The sequence below is a fragment of the Novosphingobium sp. 17-62-19 genome, from assembly GCF_002256775.1.
Taxonomy (GTDB): Bacteria; Pseudomonadota; Alphaproteobacteria; order Sphingomonadales; family Sphingomonadaceae; genus Novosphingobium.
In genome coordinates, this window is record NZ_NCII01000060.1 from 1 (window position 1) to 22,726 (window position 22,726).

Sequence of the window (22,726 nt, forward strand, 5' to 3'; positions counted from 1 at the left end):
TGCGTGATATAATCCGGGGGCAGGAATCACCACTTTTTGCCGTTCGCCATCCGTTCGCGCCTAGCGTACGTAAAACTCACTTTCGTGTAGTGACCCCATCTTCTCGGCCCGCGCGATGTTCTTGCCGAAGAGGGTAACGCGGTTCCAGTGTGTGTCGTCCTCCCATTCGTCGCCGACCTTGCGGCCGTAGTTTGCGGCAATGTCGAGAAAGGCCACCTTTTCCTTAATGTCTGCGCTGCCGATGCGGCCGATGATGCGAAATTCCGAAATGTTCTGCATGGTCCGTTCCTTAGCTCTGTCGTTGCTGACGCACTTTGGAGGGGCGGCCCCCTGACGCGGGCAAGCCGAAAAACGGAGGGTCCGCTTGCGGAAACCGTAGGCGCTACGCGCCGGTTTTCTGCTTGGGGCCGAAGGACCGAACCCGCATGAGGCAGGGGAGCCGACTAGAGGGGCGTCAATCAGCAACGGCAAGGCTTACGGACTGACTGCCGATCCATTCGACGCTCAATCGCTCAGCGCATGACAGACATTTGAAGGTGGGCCAGGATATGCTGCACTATGCTGCATGGAAGGGGAGGGGAGGGCCTTCGCTCTAGGCCGCGATTTCTCCGGCCTGCTTCTCCGCGCTCAACCGCTTGTAGATGGCTTGGCGGGTCACGTTCAACAGCCCAGCCACCGCCACCACGCTCATATTGTGAGGCTCGGTTAAAAGCGACTTGGCCTGCTTCCATTGCTCATCGTTGATCGCAGGCGGTCTGCTCAGCTTCGTTCCAGCGCGCCGCACCGCTTGAAGCCCGGCGTTCGTGCGCTCGCGGATCACATCGCGTTCGAACTGAGCGAAAGCACCGACCATATGAAAGAATAGCTGCCCTGCGGGCGTCACCGTCTCGATCTGCTCGGTTATCGAGCGGAATCCGACGCCAATTTCGCCCAGCAATCGCAGTTCGGTAATGAGCGTGATGAGCGAACGGGACAGGCGATCCAAACGCCAGACTATCACCTCATCCCCCGCGCGCGCAGCGCGCAGCAAATCGGTATAGGCTGGCTTGAACACGGAAGAGCCGGAAACGCCCTTGTCCTCATAGATGCGCTCGGCGCCTGCGGCGCGCAGCGCGTCTATCTGCAAGGCTAGGTTCTGCTCGCCTGTGCTGACGCGCGCATATCCGAGTTTCATGGGCATCCCTCCCGCTGCATTTCCTCAATGCGGGCGGTGAGAACATCGCGAGCCAATTGCAGCCCTTCAATCGAATAGGAATCGGCAATGGTCTTCTCGATATCAAAGCCTTTCTGAAAATCGACACAATCCTTTCCGATGCTCATCCAAAGACGAACCTCCGAATTTCCCTCGCGTGTTTTATGAAATTCAATTGACGATCTAGTGAATATGTCACCAACATAATCCCATATCGAATTGTGTATGGTGTGCCGAACGCTCTTCCATTCGCTATTGGATAATTTCACGGGAATAGAGTCTATGATTACCTCAATCATGTCATCCCATTCAGGGCCACCGCCATTATCGGTATTAGCCATTATCATTCTCCCATGGGTTGATGACGGGCACGCCACCCGCCTCAAACGGCGCAACGTCGCGCGTTGCAACGGCATAGCCGTGCGCTGCCGCTATGGCCGCGATATAGCCGTCCGGTGTCGGGAAGCCGTGCCCTATGCTGCGCGCGGAAGCGGCCAGCTCGGCGTAATGTCGAGCGGCTTCGTTGTCGAACGCCAGGATACGGCCTGCAAATAAATCCTCCGTGCAAGCAAAGGCACCGGCGAGAGATTCCCTCCGTCTGCCTTCCGGCAAACAGGCAATCCCAAATCTGATTTCTGCGATTGTGATTGCCGAAAGATAAAGAGTCTCGGCGCGCTGTGCGTCCAGCCACGCAGCAACAACAGGCGAGGGCGCTCGCTTCGTCATTTCCGATATGACGTTGGTATCCAGCACAATCATTCGTCAAAGCTCATCGGCTTGGCAGGCGCGCGATCTCGCGCGCCATCAATGATTTGAGCCTCGTCCTCGGTAAGCCTGACACAACCCCAAATGTCGGCCATCGCTGAACCGAGACGCTGGCGCTGGGAAGGAAAGACGGCGGAAGCGATCAGCTCTCGCACCTCGGCCTCGGCACTCCGGCCATGCTGCGCCGCCAGGGCTTTCAACCCTCTGTGAATGTCATCCGGGATATTGCGGATCGTTAAAGCTGGCATGTCGTTCGCTTCCGTGATAGCATAATCACGAAATGCTATCATTTACGGCGAAAATGTCAACTTAATGCGCCATTTTTTTCATTAAGTTGACAGAGGCGAAATAGGCCGATTTTGGCGACGCATTTTCGCGGCTTTCCGGCGGTCTGGTTGACAGTCAACTAAACCACCGATTGCTAAGAGGGCAGGGCGGACGGCGGGATCAATCCTTAGCCGGGGCAGCCCAACCTATCCGTTCCAGTGTACCTATTAAGGTCGAACGGGGCACTTTGAATGTCCTGCAAACCGATGCCTTGCTCGACCCAGCGTTGAGCGCTTCCGTGATACTTTCCAGTGTTTCGTCATCAATGGTGGGCCTTCGCCCACCTTTGCGACCTCGCCGTTTAGCTGCGGCGAGGCCAGCAACGACACGCTCGCGCGTCAACGCCCGCTCATATTGGGCAAGCGCGCCAAATAGCGAGAAGAGCAATTCACCATGCGGCGTCGTGGTGTCCATCTGCTCAGTCAGGGAACGGAAGGAGATACCGTGATCCTTGAGGTCAGTGACTATCGACAAAAGGTGGGGAAGCGATCGGCCTAGCCGATCAAGCTTCCACACCACCAATCCATCACCCTCTTTCAAAAATGCCAGACACGCCTTCAGACCTGGGCGGTCATCTCGGGCACCGGAGGCTTTGTCAGAATAGATATGGCGCTCATCCACCCCTGCGGCGATCAGCGCATCATGTTGAAGATCGATCGATTGCCGATCGTCGACCGACGATACCCGCACATATCCAACCATCATGTACGACAAACCCTAAAATCACCGTTTCCGCACACTACCCCAATGCGACATGGTTTGTCGCGCATTTTTAAGCATGTTTCGGGATACCTCATCATCCGAGGGCAGGGGTGTCGACAAACAGGTGTTTTGCGCCACCTGAGCGGGCGTGCTGACGCTTAGCGTATATCTGGGTCCGTTCTATGTACCGACCCCTGATCGGTGCCGACCCGGTGCAGATCGCCATGCTGAAAGGGCTAATTGCCCAGCATTCAAACCGGCTGAGCACGGTCGTTTCTGTAATTTTCAGCGTGCATTTTTGAATTGTATCCCGCAACATCGTGAGAAATAGACAGCCTAGGGTTGTCGATCGCTGCATTGCGGGCGCATGATAAACGCAGCAGTGCTTTGATCAGACCGGTGCGACTCTTCGTCAGCACGTTTACCACAAATGCGTAGACGCCGGTCCGGCAGCGCAGGCCATTTTGTAGCGACGTGATAGGAGGTACAGCCCCATTGGTGACGTGCGTCGACCCAAAGCGGCATTGTTTTACTTTCCAGAAAGGTGCCGTCATTGGAGATGAGTTCGATTACGATGAAATTGGGGGGCGGGACTGTAGAAAGTCGTCGGCACACATAACCATGTATCGTAAGGCCATTGCCATTGTCGATGATTGAGGGTCTTCCGAGGGTGGCACCCGTTGATTGAATCTGCTCAGAGCGCATATGAACGTGCTGTGGATCATGGTCAGTTGTCGTGCACCCGGAGATCATCATCGCGATCATGAGATTCACGGACACATACTTCATCGGCCGCACCCGATACGGTGTGGCTTTGCCGTTACAAAATATTTCCGACCAGATCACCTTGTTGTGCTCACTGTCCAAGTGGCGCTGGTAACGCCATCGTGAAGGGCAGATATCGAACGCGCGCGTCGGCTACCAGCGGGGGATGCTGTATGGCGCTGACAAATGCAGTCCCAGTCCGTCGCCCGGAGTATGACAGCCAAAAGCGGGATGAGGGTATATAGGACGGCCTGCATCTAAGTTCCCTTTTGAACAGGCGTGGCGCCGATGGATCGCGAGCGGCGTTAGTCCGCCTTGGTCCACGGGTCGCGATAGGCCAGCAGCCGAAGGGCGTTCACTACCACAAGCAGCGTCGATCCTTCGTGCATGGCGACCGCAGGCCCGATCCCAAGGCCAAGAATGGTTGCCGGCACGAGCAGCGCTACCACGCCAAGACTGACGAATACATTCTGGCGAATGATCCCGCGGGTATGACGGCTGAGGCCGACCGCGAAGGGCAAGTGCGAGAGATCGTCGGCCATGAGGGCAACGTCCGCCGTTTCCAGTGCCACATCCGATCCGGCAGCGCCCATGGCGATCCCGACCGTTGCGGTAGCCATGGCAGGGGCATCGTTCACGCCGTCGCCGACCATCGCAACCTTGGTTTCGGAGCGGAGTTTCTTGATCGCCTTTACCTTGTCGTCGGGCATCAGGTCGCCCCATGCCTCATCAATGCCGACCTGCTTGGCGACCGCATCCGCGACACGCTGATTGTCACCCGAGATCATAATCATGCGGGTGATGCCGAGCGCGCGCAGTCTTTCCAGCGTCGCGCGTGCCGTATCTCGCGGTGTATCCATCAGACCAATGGCGCCGAGATCCTTATCATCGCGGCGTACGATCATGGAGGTATAGCCATCCGTGCGCAGTTGCTCGATCGCTTCCGCCATCGCTGGCGACAGCGGCTTAATCCCGTCCTTGCCGAACATTTCGGCCTTGCCGATCAGAACCTCATCAGCATCAACCAGCGCGGAGACGCCGCGCCCCGTCAGGCTCTTGAGATTGGTGGCCTCGGGAATTGCTCTTCCGCCAAGATGCTCCTTGCCGTCGCGTGCGATGGCCTGAGCCAGCGGATGATCGCTGAGGGATTCCACGGCGACGGCGATGGCCATCAGGTCTTCCTTCTCAACGCCAGGGGCGGTGATGATCTGCTGGATGCGCGGCTCGCCCTTGGTAAGCGTGCCCGTCTTGTCGAAGGCGATGGCGGTGAGCGAACCCAGCAGTTCTAGCGGAGCGCCGCCCTTCACAAGCACGCCGCCGCGCGCGGCGCGTGCCACGCCGGAAAGCACCGCGCTGGGCGTCGCGATCGCGAGCGCACAAGGGCTGGCGGCGACCAGAACCGCCATCGAGCGGTAGAAGCTCTCGCGGAATGGCTCATCCACCACGACCCATGCGAACAGTAGCAGGAAGGCCAGGGCCAAAACGGCGGGGACGAAGAACTTCTCGAAGCGATCGGTGAATCGCTGGGTGGGCGACTTTTGCGTTTCCGCCTCGCTTACCATCTTTACGACCTTCGCCAGCGTGCTTTCGCTCGACAGGCGTGTCACTTCGATCTCGATCAGACCACTTCCATTGATGGTCCCGGCAAAAACGCGAGACTCTGCATCAACGCGATCTGAATTGGCACGGGCAGCGGCGGCATCTTCGACAGGCTTCTTGTCGACAGGCATGCTCTCGCCGGTCACGGGCGCCTGATTGATCGCACTGGCACCCTTGATGACAAAGCCGTCGGCCGCGACACGCTCGTCAGGCTTGACGATGATGATGGCACCGATGGTCAGTTCCTCTACCGGCACTTCGCTGGTCCCGCCGTCTGCCCGGCGGACCATGGCCGTGCGCGGCGCCAGCTCGGCCAGCGCCTCGATGGCGCGCTTGGCCCGTCCCATGGCGTAATGTTCAAGGGCGTGACCAAGGCTGAACAGGAAAAGCAGCAGCGCGCCTTCGGCGAAAGCGCCGAGCGCTGCTGCGCCGGCGGCCGCGACCAACATCAGTGTGTCGATCTCGAACTTACGCAGTTTCAAATTGTCGATCGCCTCCCGCAGCGTGAAGAAGCCGCCGAAGACATAGCCGCCAATGTAGCAGGCGGTGGGAAGCCACTCGGGAGCGCTGGGCAACAGCTTCTCGATCGCAAAACCGATGGCGAGGAGAGCGCCGCAGAGCAACGCGAAAATCAGTTCGCTGTTTGGCCCCAGAATACCGCCATGCTCGTGATTGTGACCTTTGTGGCTTTCGCTAACATGCCCCTCGCCGGGGCCATGGGAATGACCGGCGTGATCGTCCGTTACCGTAGGCTCAGATAATTGCCTCACTCCCATGTCGGCCAAGGAGGTCAAGATGCTGCGCTCGGAAGTCGCCTCCCTGTCGAACTCGATGCGTACGATGCCAGAGGGGTTAGCACTTGCATCCGCTACGCCGGGAAGGGCGATGAGTCGTTCGCTGATCGTTCGAGCGCGACGTTGATGGCCAATGCCGCTCATGTCCCACAGGACATGGCCGTAGCGTTCGCTGATCGTCGCTCCGGCACTACGCACCATAGCCTGGATACGAGGAAGGGAAAGCTGATCCGGATCGTAATGAATGCAGAGTCTTGGGGGAACGCCCTCGCTCGCTGCCTCGACATGCACTGTCTCAACCCCTTCGCGAACCTCAATGGTCTTTATGAGACGATCCACGCAGGCGTCGGCGACGTCAGAAACGTTGGGTAGGATAAGGGGAATGTCGAGTTTCAGTTTGTCGGTCATGAATTTTTCTCCGGATTCTTGCCCGTCTGATTTCGAGCATCTCTGAGGATTTCGATGCCGCCCTTGATGGCAATTGCCGCTGTCGCGAAACCGACGAGGAGGTCTGGCCAGTTGGTTCCGAGCCAGATGACAAGGGCGCCGGCTATCAGAATGCCGCCATTCGATATGAAGTCATTAAAGCTGAAAGTTGTCGCCGCGCGCAGATTGACGTCGGGCCGTTCCAGCTTTTGGAGCAGCCTGAGACAAATGTAGTTTACGAAGGCCGCTATCGCCGACATTATCATCATGTTGGAGCCGATCGGCTCACTTCCGTAGATATACCGGCGGCCGACATCGAGCAGGATGCCGACCGAGAACACGAGCAGCATTATGCCTGACACGGCGGCAGCGCGTGTCTTCCAGGCTTGACCCCGGGAGAGCGCCACGAGGCTCAGCGCGTAAACAGCCGCATCTGAAAGATTATCGACGCCATTTGCTATCAGCGCACTGGAATCGCCCGTAAGGCCGACGATGAAGAAAGCGGCCGAAATTACAGCGTTAAGGATCAGGACGATCCACAAAGTACGCCGTTCGGCGCCATTTTCCTTTGCCCCGTCAGTCATGATCGGCTCCACGCATATAAGCGGCCGTCTGGGTCTCTGACTTTGACAGGCTGATTGTCCTGATCCGACGACACGGAAGCGATTTCGCATCGGCGCGCGTAATAACCATTGTGTCACCATCAGAGATCGTCACATTGACCTTATGCCCGATGAAGGTGAGGCCCGTTGCCGGAGCGCTAAGTCGTTCCGGCTTGCCATCGGGAACACGAGAAATATCAAGCGTCAGGCCATCGGCAAGAAAGTGGGCATCGACCTTGGAGCCATCCCGACAGGAATACATATGCTCGCCAACAAGGGCCGGCACCGATCGTCGATCGTGTAACCCATCTGGATCATCGCCCTCCGACGGCGCTGAGCAGCCAGCGAGACTGAACAGCGCGAGGGTGGGGGCCAGGCTGGGCCACCGAAGCAAGCTGGTTCTGGAGCGCATCGTGATACTCGCGTCCTTCAAAACTGTCGCCATGGGCACCCAAGGGACATGATGCCCATGGCACGGACCATCTCACACATACCCGAAGTGCTCCTGTGCGGTGGCCTTTCCACAAGTCTCAGTCGAACAGGTCGCTCAGAAACCCCTTACGGCGACGACCGTGCGAGGAGCTGTCGGAGCCATGACCACTGCCATGGCCACCGCGCTGGTGCTTGCCTTCGGAAATGCCGAGCGTGCCGTCGCTGCGCGGGCGACCTGCTTCCTCGCCAGCGCTGCGCTCGATGATCTTGTCCAGCTCACCCCGATCGAGCCAGACGCCTCGGCACTTGGGGCAATAATCGATTTCGATACCTTGGCGCTCGCTCATGACGAGATCGACCTTGCAGACAGGGCAGGGAAGACCTTGATGCTCTACCATGATGAAATCCTTTCATTTTACGGAGGAAAATCCGGCGCATGCCGCGGACTCGAATACAGAACATGGCGATCGCCATCCGGCCCGTGTGTCCGACCCGTTTGGTTCGTTAAGCTTCAGTCATTGGTGCGTCTTCGCGTAGAAGCCGGGACGAGCTTGAGCTGCCCTTTGCCGCGCGGCGGTCTCAACGTTTGCTTCTTGAGCGCCTTGAGCAATGCAGCATCCTGTTGCGCCATCTCCTCGCGGATCTCGCGACGAGAGAGACGGCCCGCAATCTCGCCCAACACACCCTTGAACTCGACGATGTGCTGAATGTCCGCTCCGCCCTGGGTCGGGACGATCACATAGCGTTCGTTAATCCTGCACAGGCTGCTGAGTTTGGAAGTCCACCCAAACACGCGCGGCTTTTCTTCGCTCTCAATTTTCACCCACATCCTGATGCGGCGCCAATTGAAGAACAGACGGGACATCTGGGCGTGGCAACCCTTCTGGCATCTGCGCATGAAACGATAATGCGGATGCCACTGCCGATAGGTCGGCAGGTCCGAAAGCAAACTCCAGATCCTGAGCTGCGAGATGGGGGCCGCAAACACGGTTTCCTCTACCATTGTCCTTCTCCTCGCTGTTTCTGAGGGGAGATGGGAGGGCGCGCAATCACGCCCTCCCGCCTTTTAGTGTTGAGGTTGCGGCTGTTCTGGCCTCTCAAGCAGATCCTCGGGTTCATCATCGAGATTCTCGTCAAGCGGCATTTCTCGCCTCCCGTACCGGGCATAAAGGGTCGGCAGCACGAACAGGGTCAGCAAGGTGGCTGAGATCAAGCCGCCGATGACAACCGTGGCGAGCGGCTTTTGCACTTCCGCGCCGGCACCGGTTCCCAAGGCCATCGGTACGAAGCCAAGGCTAGCCACCAGCGCCGTCATCACCACCGGTCGAAGCCGTTGGATAGCGCCGGTTCGGGCTGCTTCCGCCCGATCCATACCCTTTCGCATAAGTTCCTGGATCGAGGACACCATGACGAGACCGTTCAACACCGCGATACCAGACAGGGCGATAAAACCGACCGCCGCAGAGATGGAGAAATCCATCCCGCGGAGGAACAGCGCCAGCACACCGCCCACCAGCGCCAATGGGACGCCGGTAAACACGATCGCAGCATCCCGGGCAGATCCCAAAGCACCATAGAGGAGCATGAGGATCAGGATGAAGCAGGCCGGGACCACGAGCTGAAGGCGCTCGCGCGCGGAGGCCAGATTTTCAAACTGGCCGCCCCATTCCAGATAGCTACCCGCCGGAAGCCGGACCTCTTTGGCGATGGTCTCTTGCGCATCTTCGACAACACTGGAAATGTCGCGGCCGCGCACATTGGCCTGGACCACGACACGGCGTTTGCCATTCTCGCGGCTGATCTGGTTAGGACCATCCACAATCCTGATGTCAGCAACGCTCGCCAGCGGCACGAATTGGCCGCCGGGAACCGACAACTGCACCTGCTCCAACGCATTGAAGTCGGCCCGCTGTGCATCCGACAGTCGGATTACTATCGGGAAACGCCGATCACCCTCGAAAATCATCCCCGAGTTGCGGCCGCCCAGCGTTGCCGTAACAGTGTCGTGCACATCCTGCGCCGTGACGCCCAGTCGAGACATCGCGTCACGATTGACCCGAATGTCGAGCATAGGCAGACCTGTCGTCTGCTCAACCTTCACGTCTGCCGCGCCCTGTGTACGACGCAGGACGCCGGCGATCTTCTCTGCCGTGGCATTCATGCTGTTGAAGTCGTCCCCGAACACTTTGATCGCGACGTCACCGCGAACGCCGGCAATCAGCTCGTTGAAGCGCATCTGGATAGGTTGCGTGATCTCATAGGCGTTGCCGGGGAACTTGTTGAGCTTCTGTTCGATGCGCGCAATCAGGTCAGTCTTGCTGAGACTGGGATCGGGCCATTCCTTCTGCGGCTTCAGGATCACGAACATGTCTGTGGCATTTGGCGGCATCGGGTCGGAAGCCAGCTCAGCCGTACCCGTCTTGGAGAAGACAAACTTCACCTCCGGTTGCTTCGCCATCATTCTCTCGATGGGCACCTGCATCGCTTGGCTTTGCTGCACCGACGTTGCCGGGATTCGCAAGGCCTGGATCAGCAAATCTCCCTCATCAAGCTGCGGAAGAAACACCTGTCCGAGCGACAGGAAGGCGGCGATCGCCAACACAAAGCCACCGACGCCGACGCCAACCGTCAAGGTCGGTCGCTGCATGGCTTTTTCGAGGCCCGGCTCATAGCGAGTTCGGAGCCAGCCCATGATCCGGCCTTCCTTCTCGTCGATACGCTTAGAAAGCCAGATGGCGATCGCTGCGGGAACGACTGTCAGCGACAGGACAAAAGCGAAGGCCAGCGCAATGATGACGGTCAGCGCCATCGGCACGAAGGTTTTGCCCTCGACCCCGGTAAGGGTGAGAAGCGGAACATAAACGAGGATAATGATCGCTTGTCCGTATACGGAGGGACGGATCATCTCGCGAGCAGCGGATGCCACGGTCGCGAGCCGTTCCTGTATGGTCAGCAGGCGACCTTCGTGATGCTGCCGTTCGGCCATACGCCGCAGTGCATTTTCGACGATGATGACGGCGCCATCGACGATTAAACCGAAATCCAGTGCGCCTAGGCTCATGAGATTGGCAGAGACGCCGAGACGGAGCATTCCGAAACCCGTCAACAACATGGTGACGGGAATCACCATCGCCGCGATCAGCGCTGCCCGAAAATTGCCGAGCAACGCAAACAAAACCACGATGACGAGCAGCGCGCCTTCGCTTAGATTCTTCGCGACAGTCTTGATGGTCGAATTGACCAGTTCAGTGCGGTCCAGCACTGGCTGCACGATGACATCCGGCGGCAGAGATGCATTGATCTCCTTTAGCCGGTCTGCAACCGCCGTTGCGACGCTACGACTATTTTCGCCGATGCGCATGATGCCGGTGCCGACAACGACCTCGGTGCCGTTCTCTGAAGCGGAACCCATGCGAATGGCTTGCCCCGTTTTGACGCTCGCCACTTGGCCGAGCGTGATAGGGACACCCTCGCGCGTCGCAACAACGATACGGGAGAGTTCGCTGGCATTGCGGACCAGCGCATCTGAGCGAACCGCAAGACCCTCGCCGTTACGATCGACAAAGCCGCCGCCGACGCTGGTGTTGTTCCGCTCCAGAGCATTGCCCAGATCGGTGAGGGTCAGACCCAGCGAGGCCAGACGCTGAACGTCGGGAACGACCTGAAACTGCTTTACATAGCCGCCGATGGAATCGACGCCCGCAAGGCCTTTCGTATTCTTGAGCAATGGGCTGACGATCCAGTCCTGCGTTGTGCGCAGATAGGTCGCCTTGTCGATGTCATTGGTTAGCCGGTCGCCCTCGGGCGTGATATAGCTGCCATCGGACTGCATGCCCGGCTCGCCTGGCAAATGCTTGTCATCCTTTCGATGTTCGAGCCGGACGGTCCACATATAGACCTCGCCCAGACCCGTAGAGATCGGCCCCATCTCCGGGTTGACGCCATCGGGCAGGTTTTCAGCAACGCCCGTCATGCGTTCACCGACTTGCTGGCGGGCGAAATAAATGTCGGTCGATTCGTCGAACACGGCCGTTATCTGGGCAAAGCCGTTGCGACTCAGAGAGCGGGTATTATCGAGGCCGGGGATGCCGGCGAGGGCAGTTTCGATCGGGAAGGCGACCTGCTTTTCAACCAGCTCTGGCGAAAGAGCGGGTGCGCGTACATTGATCTGCACTTGGTTGTTGGTGATGTCCGGCACCGCGTCGATCGGGAGCTGGTACAGGGCGACGCCACCGATTACGGCGGCTATGGCGGTAAGAAGCAGGACGAGCCAGCGCTTGTGAACCGCCCAATTTACGATTGGGGCAACCATTGGCTCAATCCTCGTGCGCTGCTTCGCCCTTGCCGAGTTCGGCCTTGAGCGTGAAGCTGTTGGTGGTGGCGATCTGTTCGGTGCCCTTGAGGCCGGAGCGTACGATCACGCTGCCGCCACTATTGTCGCCGAGCATAACAGGCACGGCCTGAAAGCCGGTCTTTGTCCGGACGAACACGACAGACTTGTTCTCGACGGTCTGTACCGCTGTGGTCGGGACGCGAATGGCACCGTCGCCTCCGCTTTCGGAAAGCTGGACCGATGCCGTCACCGGTTCGCCTACACGCCATTGGCCGCTGCCATTTTCCAGCATTGCGATCACCGGCACGAGGCGGGTTTGCGTATCGAGTGCAGGAGAGACAAAGCTGACGCGCGCCGTCGCCTGACGACCAGCCGCTTTCACAAGCACCCCATTGCCGGGCTTCACCCGACCCGCATCGGCAGGCTGAAGGTTGAGCGAAAGTGACACGCTGGAGAGATTGGCTACCCGATAGAGTTCGGCATCGGCTGCAACCGTTTGTCCCAGCACAACACTGCGCGAGATGATCTGGCCCGATACAGGCGCTGTAATCCCAAGCCGGTTAAGACCGCCGCCACCGCCGCCTGCGGCGGACACTTGGCTCTGCGCTTGATGGTAGGCGATGCTTGCCTCGATCGCTGCCGTGCGGGCAGCGATCAGATCCTGCTCAGGCGAAACGCGCTGGGAGAACAGGCGCTGCTCGCGGGCGAGGTTGGAGTTGGCCAGCGCCAATCGGGCGCGCGAGGCCTCGACTTCGCCCTTGAGCTGCGCCGCTTCGCGGCTCTCGATCACAGCCAGAGTCTGGCCGCGTCCGACCGATTGCCCTAGGTTACGGGTCAACGCAACGATGCGCCCCCCGATTGCGGCGGATACAACCTGCGTTCCCTCCGGATCGCCTTCGATAGTTGCGGGCAGTTCCAGCGTGCCCGAGCCGCCAGTCATCGGTCGACCCAACTGGATACCGGCTGAGATAATCTGATCCTCTGAAAGGGTGATCTTCCCCTCATCGGCATGCGCGCCTTCGTCTCCCGCCTTTTCCTGGGCAGACGCAGCTTCATTGCTCGCCTCGTTGCCGGTGCTGCCACATCCAGCGAGGAGAAATGCTAGGGTAACAGGCAACAGAATGGTGGCATTTTTTGTAATTTTCATGGTTTAGTTCCCCTGTACAGGCGCGGGAGCGATCAAACGCTCCAACCGCGCCTTGGCGTTGTGGAAAGCTGCGAGTGCTTCGATCGCCGCTACACGCGTCTGCGAAAGCGTGCGCTCGGCATCAAGAAGATCAAGCTGACCGAATTTCCCCTCGCGATAGCCAATGCGAGCTATCCGAGCTGCTTCCTGTGCCGCAGCAAGCGCTGGCCCGCTTGCATTACGGGCTGCGGTTGCTGCGGTATCGGCTTCGGCCTGGGCATCCGTAATGGCCTGCTCCACATCGAGCGCAGTCATGCGGCGTTGCGCTTCGGCCTGGCTCCGTTGCGCGCTGGCTTGCGCCACCGCCGCCCGTCCTGAGTTGAACAACGGTATCGGGATGGAAAGCGACAAAACCGCAGCCGTGTCATTGGTCGCTGAAAGACGCCGAATTGCCGGGCCGATCGCCACGTCCGGCACGCGCTGGGACTTGGCGAGTCGCACGCCAGCGTCCGCGATGGCAAGATCGGCATCGGCCGCCGCTAACGCCAGCGTTCCCGTACTAGCCACCATGGTTGGCCCATAGGTTGTGGGGGGAAGCCGATCGAGAACAGCCACGTCGAGCGCGCCTGTAATAGGCTGCCCGATCCTGCGTTCTAGGTTGATACGCACTGCCTCTGCGAGACGCAGCGCCCGTTGCACCTCTGCTTCAGCGTTGAGCTTGGCTACATCCGCCCTTTGTTCCTCAAGCGGCGAGGCGCGGCCTGCCTGAACCCGCACCTTGGCGGCATTAAGCGCGTCCTGTCCGATCCGAAACTGATCGCGCGCCGTGATGACGCGCCGCTCAGCGGCAACAGCATCAATGTAGAGCGCAGTCACCTGAAGCCGGATGTCGGCCTGCGTGATAGCCGCCACAAGAGCAGCACGATTGAACTGGGCATCCGCGACCGCAATCCTTGCGGATCGCTTGCCCCCCAGCTCGATCGGGATGTTAAGGCCAACAGTCGTCTCAGCTTGGCTTACACCCCTGTAGGGTCCAGAGCCGACCACATTCTCGACCTGCGTCTGCACCTGGGGATTTGGACGAAGGCCGGCCACGGTGCGAGCAGCTTGCGCAGCCTTGATACCGGCCTGCGCCGCATCCGCCGCCGGGGCGCTGCCGCCTGCGACAGCAACCGCCTGATCGAGTGTGAAGGCCGCGCCTAGCGGCTGCCCTGCCGCAACATTGTCCTGCGCTTGCGCAACGGCGACGCAAGACGTGGCAGCCAGAAAGGCCGCAATGATCCTATGCATTTATGGAAATCCTGATTGATAAGCGTCAAGCTGCGCGCCCGCCTAGCAGGGGCGCAGTCGTTTGAGCGTCAATCAGGCGATAGGGGGGCGTAGATCAGGCCCGGGCGACCAACGACCAAGTGCTGTCGAATCGACATAGCCGGTAGGCTCTGTCCGAAGATCCAACAACACGGGCACGTGCGCCCTCGGGGAAATCAGGGAAGCCGCACCGTGGCAGCCCCCATGATGATGGGGAACCGCCTTGTCGGCGTCTCCTTGCGACTGATCTCTGTCACCTTCGCTATGAACATAGCCGGAACATTCGAGAGTCGTCGCACTGATGGTCGTCGCGTTGGGAAACTCGTTCGCATGCACAGCCGCCGCCGCCGTAAGCGACGTGACGATTATGCAAAGCATCAGGAAGCCCCAACGTACCATAGCCGTCGCCATAAACGATTTTTTGTTGCCTGTCATCGCAAAGTCTCCGGCGACACGGGAGCCGCTTACACCATACGAGAAGGCAAGTCGGGTGAACAAACGATAGGACATAACAACCTCCTTGTTGCCGTAATTGGCAAGGCCAAGGAGAGAACTGCACCAGGAACAGTCAGGGACCGCGTAGCAGCCGCATAAGCGGGCAGTGGGAGAGCCGTTTTGCGAAGCAAATTGGCGCGCTGATCCGTGATGCGAGCTGGTCGCCGTGCCATCGATGCATGTGACGCCCTCGGTGGCGTGCGCGACCGACCCCAGCCCAAACGACGGCATGAGCAAAAGGCAAAGGAACTGGCGGACCGTCGGCGCATCGGCGCACCCCTGAGCAGCTTAACGGACTTCATGTATGCAATAAGCGGCCTCTGACTCGTCATGCTGGTCTAGAATAGCCAGTGCCTTTGATAGCAGAGTTTTCGCCTCCGCCAGCTCATCGGTCAAAACGCGCTCAGTGAAGTAGGACATACCGGAACCTCCACGACGATCATTACCATCAAGGTTGGCCTAAGCGTGCAGAGAATAGGCCAAATCGGCCATAATGGACCTAACGCTCGCGGTCCTCGTCGCGACGGGGAAGGGGAGGCGACGTTTCACGGTTCCGTGCCAGGTCTTCGCGCTGTGGATCTCGCGCCGGGATAACACCGTGCTTTTGAAGGATCGGCGTCAAACGCTCGATCTCGCGCTGCTTAAATTGCGCCTCCTGCAACGACAGAGGGCGATTGCGCTCTTGCTCGACCAGCGCGCGGGCGCGCGGCTCAATCGACGCGCCGGGGGTGGTGAGGTCGAACCGATGGATAACCTCGGCTCCGCGCCGGTATAGGGTCATTGTATCGGCAAGGCGCTTATCCTGAATCCGGTCCAACGTGTCGAGCATCCCGGTCAACGCGGCGCTATGGGCCTCCGGCGTCGTCATGCGGCCAATTCCACGGCTCTCCTTCTGAGCCGCATATCGCTGCAATATCCCAAGGCTCGATAATTCAGGGCTGACCGCCAGGGCGCGGGCATCGGTCTGAAAACCCGCTTCGCGAAATTGGCGCAAGGTCCGCTCTACCGTGTCGGCGCTCCGCATCGTGCCTTCCACCAGCACGTTGACGCGGCGCTGACTGGCTTCCGCTATGGCCTTCTCGACCAATCGGCCTGAATCGCGGTCGGTATAGAAGGCGGCGCTTTTGTCATCGGCGCGCTGCAAAGTCTTATAATGCGGAAGATAGGCGCGAAGATCGTCACCGATAATCTTCACTACTCCGCCCTTCTGGGCGAACTCCTGAGCAACATCATTCTGCATCGGCGTCTTTCCCGATCCGGGTTGACCGCCAAGGACAACCGCGGTCGGACGCTCTACGCTCTCGACATGCCGAAAGAGACGCGGAGAAATCCGCGTCTCATAGATTTTCTGCAAGGTGTCAGTCGGTAAGCTATACCGCTCGGGGTCACGCTCCATGCCGCTGTTTAGGCAGCGATGCGGACAGCCTCGGCGGCGTCACGGGCGCGGACAATCGCGCTATATTCTGTAAGAACTTGGCGGACATTATCGGTGTCCGTCACATTGAGAGAATCCATGATGGCGGTCGCCTGATCCGTCCGCATTTCAAGCCACTCGATGCGCGAGGCGCTTTGGGTGGGGCGCTGTTGCTCCATCGCGATCTGCTCGCTGTAACCCGCGATCACGTCATTGATGGCCTCAAGCGCCGCCTCGTAGGCGATGGCCTGATCTTGGGTCCACTTGGGGCCGGTGCGCGCGCTAGTCGTCATGGGATCACCTATATCATCAACCGCTGAACGAATAAAGAACAAGACGGTGGCCGCTGGTCTTCCGGCAAGCGTGAACGCATAGCGCACGCTTGCCGGAAGTGGGAGGCCTGATGCTCTAAGCAGGGCCACGCAACCGCTTATCAATCGGAATCGAACGGTCAAATCATCGTCGGGTGAGCGGCACGCCCTATGCGACAAATGGAAATGGCCCGCCCTCTATCGTGGGAAGGGGGCCGGTGGAGCGTTCCGCTCCACCGGCCAGCACATTCAAGCAACCGCCGACTATTTTCGCCTTCGCCCTCGGATGCTCGAAAACCGTTATAGGCCGTGATCGGCGCGGCTCAAGTCGCGCGCCAAAGCTCGACAAGATCGGCCATGGCATCGCGATAGCCGAAAGCGTCGGCATAGATCGCGCCGGGATACTGGCCCAGGAACGCAAAGATGGTCGCCATGTCGGCCGCAATTGCGCGGTCCACGCCGAACAGGTCGGAAATCGGGAAGTGGCCCCAATCGTCGCCATTCCACCATGCCAGCAAGAAATTGGCGACGCGGGCAGACTGGCCGGTATCGGATCGGGCAATATCTATCAGGCGATCCAGCGCGGCTTTGACTTCGGGGTCAGCGAGAACTTCAACGGTCATAGCAATCTCCGTTCGGCAACATAGCAGGGGGGAAGGCCGGTGAAATGCAAAAGACTCCACCGGCCAGAACATTAAGCGGCCTCGTCGTATTCGCCGTCATCGTCCCCCAGATCGTCGGCGGCCTCGTCGTCCAGCTTGACGGGGAGGGGCGGCACGGTGCCGCTTTCCATGAAGTCGGGAAGCCAGTTCACCGCTTCGGCAACATCGTCGGGATGGAGGCCAAGCAATTTGGCGTCCTCATCATCGCAATTCGCGATACGAGCGCAGAAGGCGGCGGTTTCGTTGCCCTTCATGCCCTTTGCGCGATCCGCCAAGCCCCATGTGTCTAGAAGGCCAAGGCGAGCCTTATTGGAGAGGGTGGAGAAAAACGCCTCGTCCAGCTCGACAGCATCGCGCCAGCGCCCGAAACCGGCCTCGGCCTCGATGCAGTTGGCAAGCTCGCGGACCATGCGAGGGGTGCGACCATCGGAATAAACCGATGTGGTCGCCAGCAGCATATGCCCGGCGATCATGCCCGCCACCTTGTTCTTGTCGGTGTCGGACAGTTGCCGGAACAGGGCAAATCCCTCGATAGGGTCGCGCGCGGTCATCCATGCGCCCGACGCCAAGCCCCCCTTGCTGGTGCGCCATGCGCCACGTTCGGGGCGGCTCCTGACAAGATCGTGAATCTTGGTTGTGCCATCCTCGTCATGCGGAAGGTCATTGATGCCCTGACGCTCGCCATGAAAATAGACGGTGTTCCCATACCCCTGCGTCGGGGTGAGGATGGTTCGGGCCTGTGTGAACAGCATGAAGTCAAGCGCGAGCGACGAACCACCATTAGCGGACTGCATCAACTCGGCCCGGATCATGTCGCGCCGGATCAGCATCATCACCTGCATGTTGTCCTTGGACAACCCGAAGCGCGCCCGCTCGGCCTCTGCCGGTGTCGCCTCGGGCTTGGGTCCGCGCTGTTCGCTCGCGCCCTTGGGCAAGTCGGTGCCTTTCGCCGCTCGATCCGCAAACCAAAGCTCCACATCGAAACTCCCATCGTTCTCGATCGACGCAACGGCGACGACTGCGCCCTTCTTGGGAAGGATGACGGTGCGCTGTGCATTCATCTCGGCAATCTCGCCCGCCAGCTTCTCGTATGCCTCTTCCTGACCGGCAAGCGGCTCGTCATCCTCGCCAATCATCGCAGCTAGCCGCGTCTCCATCGACGTATAGATTTTCGCTAGGTCTTTCGGGAGGTCGCCCCGCTTCGGATCGCGAATGCGAAGCTCGTGATCTGTAGAGAGATAGCCATATTGTTTGATCTGCGGGGGCGTCGTCACCCACGAAAATGCAAGGTCGCCAAGGCCCCACTTCTCGCCAAGCATACGACCATTGCAGACGATATTATGCTCAAACCGATCCTTATCATCCTCCATGCGCTGCGCGGCGAGCTGGTGAAGCACATCGGGATTCTGGACGATACCCGCGCCGTCCTGCGCGAATAGATCGGCCTCAAACTCGCCGCCCGCTGCGCGGAAGGCGTCCACGCCCACATAGCACATGAGTTTCGTCAGTTCGTGATTGCCGGAGTTCATCGCCTTGCGAATGGCGCTCGCGTTCTTCTCGTGGGGGCGGGTCGCCTCCTTCTCTAACTGGCGATAGACTGCGATCTGTAGCGAACGATCCTCCGTCGCTGCGTAAGCCTGTGCCTGGGCGTCCTCGATCTCGCCCGCGCTGTAGAGGTCCATAATCTCCGGGTGAAGGTTCGCAATCCGCATGATCCGCGCGGTGCGGACCACATCGTAGCCGAACATCGCGCCTAGTTCTTCTAGGGTGGCCTCTGGGCGCTCGGCTCGAATGGCAGCGAAACCCATATAAACATCGGGCAGCGCCATTGCCTCGCGCGCGCGGTTCTCGGCCATGCTGATTTCCGTGACCTTGCTCAAGTCATCGACCTTCATGCACGGGAATGTCATCGCTTTCCGGCTCGCGTCGGCCTCGGCAAGCGCGGTGAGTAGGCGGCGGCGGCGATCCCCCGCGATAACCTCATAACCCCCGGCTTCACGCGGGATGACGACCATAGGCTGAATGAGGCCCACGGATAGCAGCGAAGCGGAGATTTCGGCATCGCTTGCGGCGCTGGATGGTTTCTTACGCACGTTCTGCTCGCTGCGGTGAAGCTGGTCGACAGTGAGGTGCAGGACGGTGGGCTTGGTGTTCTTAGCCATTGTGCTGTTTCCCTTCTTAAAATGGAGCCGAAGGCGATGGCCCCATCGACTTCTGCCAAGTGGCGAACTGGGTCGGGGAATGGCGCAAAGCCCTGCACAGAGCGAAGCGACGGAAGGGCGGGGAAACCCCCGCGATCACCAAGCGGAGCCGCGCAGCGGCGTAGACGGCCAGGCCCTTGCGCAAGGGGGCCGGAACAGGCCCCGGAATCTGACAAATCACGCGGCGGCTCGTCCGCCTCAACTTGGGCTGAAGGAATGAAAAGCCGTGGCGCGCCCTGGGCGGGCCATGTCGATCAATCCGCGTGGCGGGATGCCGACGATCGGCGTCCTGTCACGCGCAAACAGACAACGCCGCTGAAATCTCGGTAACGAGATCTAGCGTCATCATTCGGCCTAATTCTCGTCAACCGGGATCGCCGCGACACTCGATGATGCCACGCCCTTCGCGCGTGACGGGTCGGTCGAAATCGTCGCGCTCGCGTTTGCGCCAATGGTAGCGGAAGCGGTGCGGCTCGCCCTCGATGGGCGCAACGCTATAGGCGATGCGCCCTGAATGGCCTTCGGTCCATCCCTTGCCTATGATCTCGGCAAGGTGGCGTTTGTTGGTGGCGGTGAGGTGCAAACCTTCGATCAGGCGAACGGTCATGGTCGATCCTTTCAATTTGCGGTGAGCCAAGCGAGTTGCTGGCCGATGCCAAGGCCCTCCATGGGAACCGATGCGCGGCGCTCGATGCGCGGCCAAAGCGGATCGCGATAATTGCGCCCTGCGAGTACGATCAGGGGAGCGGCGGCGTCGATCCGCTCTGCCATGACCTCAACCACGCGCGCGCCCCATAGGCGGCGCGCCCCGGCCCTCATGCGGCCTAGCGTCTCATCATAGGGGGCGATCAGGTCATGCGGCGCGATCAAGCCATGCTTGGCCGATAGGATGAACCAAGGCGCGCCCTGTCGCTCAATATGGGCGCGGGCCTTCTGAAACCATGGGGAAATATAAAGTTCGCGGGCGGGGGCCGCGTGGTCCATCTTCGCGGCAACGCACGCGACAAGATAGACCGGCTGCGGCGGTGTGGCTAGCTCGATGCTGGGGACTGGCCCTGCCTCAAGATCGGCTATGACGGTGCAGCGGCCCCATTTCTGCAACTGGCGCTGCCACCCTTTCGGCGGTCCCTTGCGCTCGGCAACATGGCAAAGGGTAGGGCCGCCGAACAGGTCGGGTTGTTCCCCGATGCTATGCACCGGGGGGACGTAGCGGGGTTCTCGAATACAATGGCGGGCCATGCTCGATTCCCTCAAAAGGCGAATGCGGTCTGGCCGCTCGTCTCGGTGAAGCTGGCGCTATCGCCTGCGGCGTAGCGGTCGCGGCCGATGGGGGACCATTGGAAAAAACCGGCACGGTCATAGGAAAACCAACCATCCTCGATCCCGACGATGAAAGCCCATGCCTCATCTTCGGCGCAAAGGCCGTGGACATTGATCGGCCAATGCTCGGTGCCGCGTTCTTGCTGACACGGGGACGGGGCGGAAAAGCTACGGATCAGCGCGGCGCGGTCGGTGGGTTCGGTCGCGTCCATTTCGCCCATGATCTTGCGGGCCTCGGCGGTGCCAATATGGCCGCACGCCTTCTTGTCGGCATGGTGCGAATAGCGGCAACCATAGGCAACCGCCTTGAAGATGTTGCGCGGCTCGGTGAACTCCTGCGTTTCCAGCAATTCGCGCCATTTTCCGGCGCTGATAAGGTCCACCGCATGATGCCAAAGCGAATTGGCCCGGTTGCTGTAGCCGTGGCGGTTCGTCACGCCCTCGCGGGCGATCTCCACGCCTAGCACGCTCTCGACGTGCTGCACGAAAGGATGGGCGGCAAGCAAAGGATGGCGAAGGCCGATCTTGCGCGGCTCTTCCTGCTCGGCTCGGATTACCTCAATCGGGAACTGGAACAGGCGCGACGGCAGATTCCAAGGGGCCGGAAGCGGAAAGTTGCGGGGCACGTCAAGCGCCCCGTTAATGTCCAGAAGAAAGCCATTGGCGGCAAAACCTGCGGCAATGATCTGCTCGCCCAGCTCGTCGGCCTGCTCGATGATCGCGGCGGCGGCGCTCATGCGCTCAACTCCGCATAGGTAGCTCGGCACTCATAGCGGATAGCATCACCATCCCACATAGGACCGCACAGGCCCTTGAACTTGGGCTGTCCCTGCAATTCGGCGCGTTGGACGGGGTTGCTGTTGAAAGCTGAAAATTCATAGCCTGCGCTGGTCATCTGCTCGATCAGATGTTCGACCGTTTCGGCTTCCAATTCAGCCACGAAAAAATCAGGCTCTATCGCGGTTATGATCCGATAATTCATTGTCTTTCCCCTTAAAATCGAGCCGAAGGCGATGGCGTCCATCGACTTCTGCCCGCTGGCGAAGTGGGCCGGGGAATGGCGCAATTGAGGGCCGATCATGGGGGAGGGGGATCGCCCTCCCTGCACAAGCGAAGCGCGGAAGGGCGGGGAAACCCCCATGATCGCCAAGCGAGGCCGCTCACGGCCGAGACGGTCCAGCCCTTGCGCCAGGGGGCCGGAACAGGCCCCGGAACCTGATAGATGAAGCGGCGGCTATGCCGCCTCGATCTGCTCTGGCGGTGCGCGCCAGGTCTGAGCGCAGCGGCGACCTAGCGGGCGACGTTGCATGTCGCCGGCGACATGCCCCACCGAAAGCGCCGGAAGCATCCGAGTAATCGGATCCTCCGACATTCAGTTGCCGGCGCGGTAGCGGGTCATGCTGCCGCCCTCACGTCGCCACTGTCGATCTGGAAGCCTGCGCGGGCCAGCTCGTCGCAAAGGCCGCGCTGCCGTTCCTCCCGGGTGCCGCCGCTGGCGATGTAGCTGCAACGGCCCTGATGAAATGTGAAGCCTGCGCGTTTCAGGCATCCGCGAAAACGCTGGTGGGTGCGCTCGCTCCAATCGTAGGTTCCCGCATAGTTGCGGAAGGCGGCGACGGCGCAGATGGAACCATAATTCTCATCGCGCCAGCTAAGTTCGATCTTCGGGGGATTCTTAGGCATCGGTCGATCCTTCGGGAACGGGGAAGGGGGGCGGCGCTGGTGGCCGCCCTCGCTCGGATCAGGCGGCGCGGGCCATGACGGGCGCGCTCATGTGGGACAGGATCAGTTCGCTTGCGGCCTGCGAAGCGGTGGCGGCGCGGAAGATTGCGCGCTTGTCATTGCGAAGGGCTTTGAGTAATCGCGAGGTATCGATAATGTGAAGGAACGCGGCCAGATTGGCTGATGTCTGCGGTTTCCGGCCAACATTCCTTCGCATTATTCAGAGCGTG

Annotated in this window: 26 protein-coding genes; all 26 read right to left on the reverse strand. The window is 60.0% G+C overall.

Translation table 11 applies throughout. The features are described from left to right. Nucleotides 1–60: 60 nt before the first annotated feature. Nucleotides 61–279: a hypothetical protein gene (locus tag B7X90_RS11790; protein ID WP_292624676.1), complete on the reverse strand. Its 219-nt coding sequence runs from the start codon at nucleotides 277–279 to the stop codon at nucleotides 61–63. Nucleotides 280–592: 313 nt separating this feature from the next. Continuing rightward, nucleotides 593–1,174 carry a recombinase family protein gene (locus tag B7X90_RS11795; RefSeq protein ID WP_292624678.1) on the reverse strand — a complete coding sequence of 194 codons (582 nt, stop codon included), beginning with the start codon at nucleotides 1,172–1,174 and terminating at the stop codon, nucleotides 593–595. Continuing rightward, nucleotides 1,171–1,533, reverse strand: a complete 363-nt coding sequence (locus B7X90_RS11800; RefSeq protein WP_292624680.1) for a hypothetical protein — start codon at nucleotides 1,531–1,533, stop codon at nucleotides 1,171–1,173. The genes B7X90_RS11795 and B7X90_RS11800 overlap by 4 nt, the downstream gene beginning before the upstream one ends. Beyond that, on the reverse strand, nucleotides 1,526–1,951 hold the full coding sequence (locus B7X90_RS11805) for a type II toxin-antitoxin system VapC family toxin (RefSeq protein WP_292624681.1): 426 nt from the start codon (nucleotides 1,949–1,951) through the stop codon (nucleotides 1,526–1,528). The genes B7X90_RS11800 and B7X90_RS11805 overlap by 8 nt, the downstream gene beginning before the upstream one ends. Beyond that, the gene (locus B7X90_RS11810) at nucleotides 1,948–2,205 is read right to left on the reverse strand and encodes a plasmid stabilization protein (RefSeq protein WP_292624682.1); all 258 of its coding nucleotides are present in this window, start codon (nucleotides 2,203–2,205) and stop codon (nucleotides 1,948–1,950) included. Before B7X90_RS11810 ends, B7X90_RS11805 begins: the two co-directional genes overlap by 4 nt. Before the next feature lie 199 nt (nucleotides 2,206–2,404). Further along, nucleotides 2,405–2,989 (reverse strand): recombinase family protein, encoded by a 585-nt coding sequence (locus tag B7X90_RS11815; protein ID WP_292624684.1) that lies wholly within the window; start codon nucleotides 2,987–2,989, stop codon nucleotides 2,405–2,407. A 248-nt stretch (nucleotides 2,990–3,237) separates the two neighbouring features. Continuing rightward, nucleotides 3,238–3,540, reverse strand: a complete 303-nt coding sequence (locus B7X90_RS11820; protein WP_292624686.1) for a hypothetical protein — start codon at nucleotides 3,538–3,540, stop codon at nucleotides 3,238–3,240. Nucleotides 3,541–4,056: 516 nt separating this feature from the next. Further along, the gene (locus tag B7X90_RS11825; RefSeq protein ID WP_292624687.1) at nucleotides 4,057–6,552 is read right to left on the reverse strand and encodes a heavy metal translocating P-type ATPase; all 2,496 of its coding nucleotides are present in this window, start codon (nucleotides 6,550–6,552) and stop codon (nucleotides 4,057–4,059) included. Then, nucleotides 6,549–7,154 (reverse strand): cation transporter, encoded by a 606-nt coding sequence (locus B7X90_RS11830; protein WP_292624689.1) that lies wholly within the window; start codon nucleotides 7,152–7,154, stop codon nucleotides 6,549–6,551. Before B7X90_RS11830 ends, B7X90_RS11825 begins: the two co-directional genes overlap by 4 nt. After that, complete coding sequence (locus B7X90_RS11835) at nucleotides 7,147–7,434, reverse strand: hypothetical protein (protein WP_292624691.1); 288 nt, start codon at nucleotides 7,432–7,434, stop codon at nucleotides 7,147–7,149. Before B7X90_RS11835 ends, B7X90_RS11830 begins: the two co-directional genes overlap by 8 nt. Before the next feature lie 268 nt (nucleotides 7,435–7,702). Next, nucleotides 7,703–8,002 (reverse strand): zf-TFIIB domain-containing protein, encoded by a 300-nt coding sequence (locus tag B7X90_RS11840; protein WP_292624693.1) that lies wholly within the window; start codon nucleotides 8,000–8,002, stop codon nucleotides 7,703–7,705. A 113-nt stretch (nucleotides 8,003–8,115) separates the two neighbouring features. Further along, entirely contained in the window at nucleotides 8,116–8,607 is a 492-nt protein-coding gene (locus B7X90_RS11845; protein ID WP_292624695.1) for a hypothetical protein, read from the reverse strand. 63 nt (nucleotides 8,608–8,670) lie between these two features. After that, on the reverse strand, nucleotides 8,671–11,916 hold the full coding sequence (locus B7X90_RS11850) for a CusA/CzcA family heavy metal efflux RND transporter (RefSeq protein WP_292624696.1): 3,246 nt from the start codon (nucleotides 11,914–11,916) through the stop codon (nucleotides 8,671–8,673). A gap of 4 nt (nucleotides 11,917–11,920) precedes the next feature. Continuing rightward, complete coding sequence (locus B7X90_RS11855) at nucleotides 11,921–13,084, reverse strand: efflux RND transporter periplasmic adaptor subunit (protein ID WP_292624697.1); 1,164 nt, start codon at nucleotides 13,082–13,084, stop codon at nucleotides 11,921–11,923. Between the two features lie 3 nt (nucleotides 13,085–13,087). Further along, nucleotides 13,088–14,353: a TolC family protein gene (locus B7X90_RS11860; protein ID WP_292624699.1), complete on the reverse strand. Its 1,266-nt coding sequence runs from the start codon at nucleotides 14,351–14,353 to the stop codon at nucleotides 13,088–13,090. A gap of 72 nt (nucleotides 14,354–14,425) precedes the next feature. Beyond that, on the reverse strand, nucleotides 14,426–14,881 hold the full coding sequence (locus B7X90_RS11865) for a hypothetical protein (RefSeq protein ID WP_292624701.1): 456 nt from the start codon (nucleotides 14,879–14,881) through the stop codon (nucleotides 14,426–14,428). 484 nt (nucleotides 14,882–15,365) lie between these two features. Beyond that, on the reverse strand, nucleotides 15,366–16,262 hold the full coding sequence (locus tag B7X90_RS11870) for a zeta toxin family protein (RefSeq protein WP_292624702.1): 897 nt from the start codon (nucleotides 16,260–16,262) through the stop codon (nucleotides 15,366–15,368). 8 nt (nucleotides 16,263–16,270) lie between these two features. Next, nucleotides 16,271–16,573, reverse strand: coding sequence for a hypothetical protein (locus B7X90_RS11875; RefSeq protein ID WP_292624704.1), 303 nt, complete (start codon nucleotides 16,571–16,573; stop codon nucleotides 16,271–16,273). 341 nt (nucleotides 16,574–16,914) lie between these two features. Next, nucleotides 16,915–17,214 carry a hypothetical protein gene (locus tag B7X90_RS11880; protein WP_292624706.1) on the reverse strand — a complete coding sequence of 100 codons (300 nt, stop codon included), beginning with the start codon at nucleotides 17,212–17,214 and terminating at the stop codon, nucleotides 16,915–16,917. Between the two features lie 71 nt (nucleotides 17,215–17,285). Beyond that, nucleotides 17,286–19,415, reverse strand: coding sequence for a ParB/RepB/Spo0J family partition protein (locus tag B7X90_RS11885; protein WP_292624708.1), 2,130 nt, complete (start codon nucleotides 19,413–19,415; stop codon nucleotides 17,286–17,288). A 403-nt stretch (nucleotides 19,416–19,818) separates the two neighbouring features. After that, nucleotides 19,819–20,061, reverse strand: coding sequence for a hypothetical protein (locus B7X90_RS11890; protein ID WP_292624710.1), 243 nt, complete (start codon nucleotides 20,059–20,061; stop codon nucleotides 19,819–19,821). Nucleotides 20,062–20,072: 11 nt separating this feature from the next. Next, nucleotides 20,073–20,693: a DUF6884 domain-containing protein gene (locus tag B7X90_RS11895; RefSeq protein ID WP_292624712.1), complete on the reverse strand. Its 621-nt coding sequence runs from the start codon at nucleotides 20,691–20,693 to the stop codon at nucleotides 20,073–20,075. 11 nt (nucleotides 20,694–20,704) lie between these two features. Further along, complete coding sequence (locus tag B7X90_RS11900) at nucleotides 20,705–21,511, reverse strand: hypothetical protein (protein WP_292624714.1); 807 nt, start codon at nucleotides 21,509–21,511, stop codon at nucleotides 20,705–20,707. Continuing rightward, nucleotides 21,508–21,798 carry a hypothetical protein gene (locus B7X90_RS11905; RefSeq protein WP_292624716.1) on the reverse strand — a complete coding sequence of 97 codons (291 nt, stop codon included), beginning with the start codon at nucleotides 21,796–21,798 and terminating at the stop codon, nucleotides 21,508–21,510. The genes B7X90_RS11900 and B7X90_RS11905 overlap by 4 nt, the downstream gene beginning before the upstream one ends. A gap of 371 nt (nucleotides 21,799–22,169) precedes the next feature. Next, nucleotides 22,170–22,457: a hypothetical protein gene (locus B7X90_RS11910; RefSeq protein ID WP_292624718.1), complete on the reverse strand. Its 288-nt coding sequence runs from the start codon at nucleotides 22,455–22,457 to the stop codon at nucleotides 22,170–22,172. 58 nt (nucleotides 22,458–22,515) lie between these two features. Further along, on the reverse strand, nucleotides 22,516–22,713 hold the full coding sequence (locus tag B7X90_RS11915) for a hypothetical protein (RefSeq protein ID WP_292624720.1): 198 nt from the start codon (nucleotides 22,711–22,713) through the stop codon (nucleotides 22,516–22,518). Nucleotides 22,714–22,726 lie beyond the last annotated feature (13 nt).

What these genes read in the sequence shown, in the direction of transcription:
- B7X90_RS11860 (WP_292624699.1), bottom strand. Translation starts at nt 14,353, where the DNA reads ATGCATAGGATCATTGCGGCCTTTCTGGCTGCCACGTCTTGCGTCGCC.
- B7X90_RS11825 (WP_292624687.1), bottom strand. Translation starts at nt 6,552, where the DNA reads ATGACCGACAAACTGAAACTCGACATTCCCCTTATCCTACCCAACGTT.
- B7X90_RS11830 (WP_292624689.1), bottom strand. Translation starts at nt 7,154, where the DNA reads ATGACTGACGGGGCAAAGGAAAATGGCGCCGAACGGCGTACTTTGTGG.
- B7X90_RS11870 (WP_292624702.1), bottom strand. Translation starts at nt 16,262, where the DNA reads ATGGAGCGTGACCCCGAGCGGTATAGCTTACCGACTGACACCTTGCAG.
- B7X90_RS11810 (WP_292624682.1), bottom strand. Translation starts at nt 2,205, where the DNA reads ATGCCAGCTTTAACGATCCGCAATATCCCGGATGACATTCACAGAGGG.
- B7X90_RS11865 (WP_292624701.1), bottom strand. Translation starts at nt 14,881, where the DNA reads ATGTCCTATCGTTTGTTCACCCGACTTGCCTTCTCGTATGGTGTAAGC.
- B7X90_RS11910 (WP_292624718.1), bottom strand. Translation starts at nt 22,457, where the DNA reads ATGCCTAAGAATCCCCCGAAGATCGAACTTAGCTGGCGCGATGAGAAT.
- B7X90_RS11855 (WP_292624697.1), bottom strand. Translation starts at nt 13,084, where the DNA reads ATGAAAATTACAAAAAATGCCACCATTCTGTTGCCTGTTACCCTAGCA.
- B7X90_RS11900 (WP_292624714.1), bottom strand. Translation starts at nt 21,511, where the DNA reads ATGAGCGCCGCCGCCGCGATCATCGAGCAGGCCGACGAGCTGGGCGAG.
- B7X90_RS11795 (WP_292624678.1), bottom strand. Translation starts at nt 1,174, where the DNA reads ATGAAACTCGGATATGCGCGCGTCAGCACAGGCGAGCAGAACCTAGCC.
- B7X90_RS11800 (WP_292624680.1), bottom strand. Translation starts at nt 1,533, where the DNA reads ATGGCTAATACCGATAATGGCGGTGGCCCTGAATGGGATGACATGATT.
- B7X90_RS11840 (WP_292624693.1), bottom strand. Translation starts at nt 8,002, where the DNA reads ATGGTAGAGCATCAAGGTCTTCCCTGCCCTGTCTGCAAGGTCGATCTC.
- B7X90_RS11905 (WP_292624716.1), bottom strand. Translation starts at nt 21,798, where the DNA reads ATGGACGCCATCGCCTTCGGCTCGATTTTAAGGGGAAAGACAATGAAT.
- B7X90_RS11880 (WP_292624706.1), bottom strand. Translation starts at nt 17,214, where the DNA reads ATGACCGTTGAAGTTCTCGCTGACCCCGAAGTCAAAGCCGCGCTGGAT.
- B7X90_RS11815 (WP_292624684.1), bottom strand. Translation starts at nt 2,989, where the DNA reads ATGATGGTTGGATATGTGCGGGTATCGTCGGTCGACGATCGGCAATCG.
- B7X90_RS11835 (WP_292624691.1), bottom strand. Translation starts at nt 7,434, where the DNA reads ATGTATTCCTGTCGGGATGGCTCCAAGGTCGATGCCCACTTTCTTGCC.
- B7X90_RS11850 (WP_292624696.1), bottom strand. Translation starts at nt 11,916, where the DNA reads ATGGTTGCCCCAATCGTAAATTGGGCGGTTCACAAGCGCTGGCTCGTC.
- B7X90_RS11805 (WP_292624681.1), bottom strand. Translation starts at nt 1,951, where the DNA reads ATGATTGTGCTGGATACCAACGTCATATCGGAAATGACGAAGCGAGCG.
- B7X90_RS11890 (WP_292624710.1), bottom strand. Translation starts at nt 20,061, where the DNA reads ATGACCGTTCGCCTGATCGAAGGTTTGCACCTCACCGCCACCAACAAA.
- B7X90_RS11820 (WP_292624686.1), bottom strand. Translation starts at nt 3,540, where the DNA reads ATGACGGCACCTTTCTGGAAAGTAAAACAATGCCGCTTTGGGTCGACG.
- B7X90_RS11915 (WP_292624720.1), bottom strand. Translation starts at nt 22,713, where the DNA reads ATGCGAAGGAATGTTGGCCGGAAACCGCAGACATCAGCCAATCTGGCC.
- B7X90_RS11845 (WP_292624695.1), bottom strand. Translation starts at nt 8,607, where the DNA reads ATGGTAGAGGAAACCGTGTTTGCGGCCCCCATCTCGCAGCTCAGGATC.
- B7X90_RS11885 (WP_292624708.1), bottom strand. Translation starts at nt 19,415, where the DNA reads ATGGCTAAGAACACCAAGCCCACCGTCCTGCACCTCACTGTCGACCAG.
- B7X90_RS11875 (WP_292624704.1), bottom strand. Translation starts at nt 16,573, where the DNA reads ATGACGACTAGCGCGCGCACCGGCCCCAAGTGGACCCAAGATCAGGCC.
- B7X90_RS11895 (WP_292624712.1), bottom strand. Translation starts at nt 20,693, where the DNA reads ATGGCCCGCCATTGTATTCGAGAACCCCGCTACGTCCCCCCGGTGCAT.
- B7X90_RS11790 (WP_292624676.1), bottom strand. Translation starts at nt 279, where the DNA reads ATGCAGAACATTTCGGAATTTCGCATCATCGGCCGCATCGGCAGCGCA.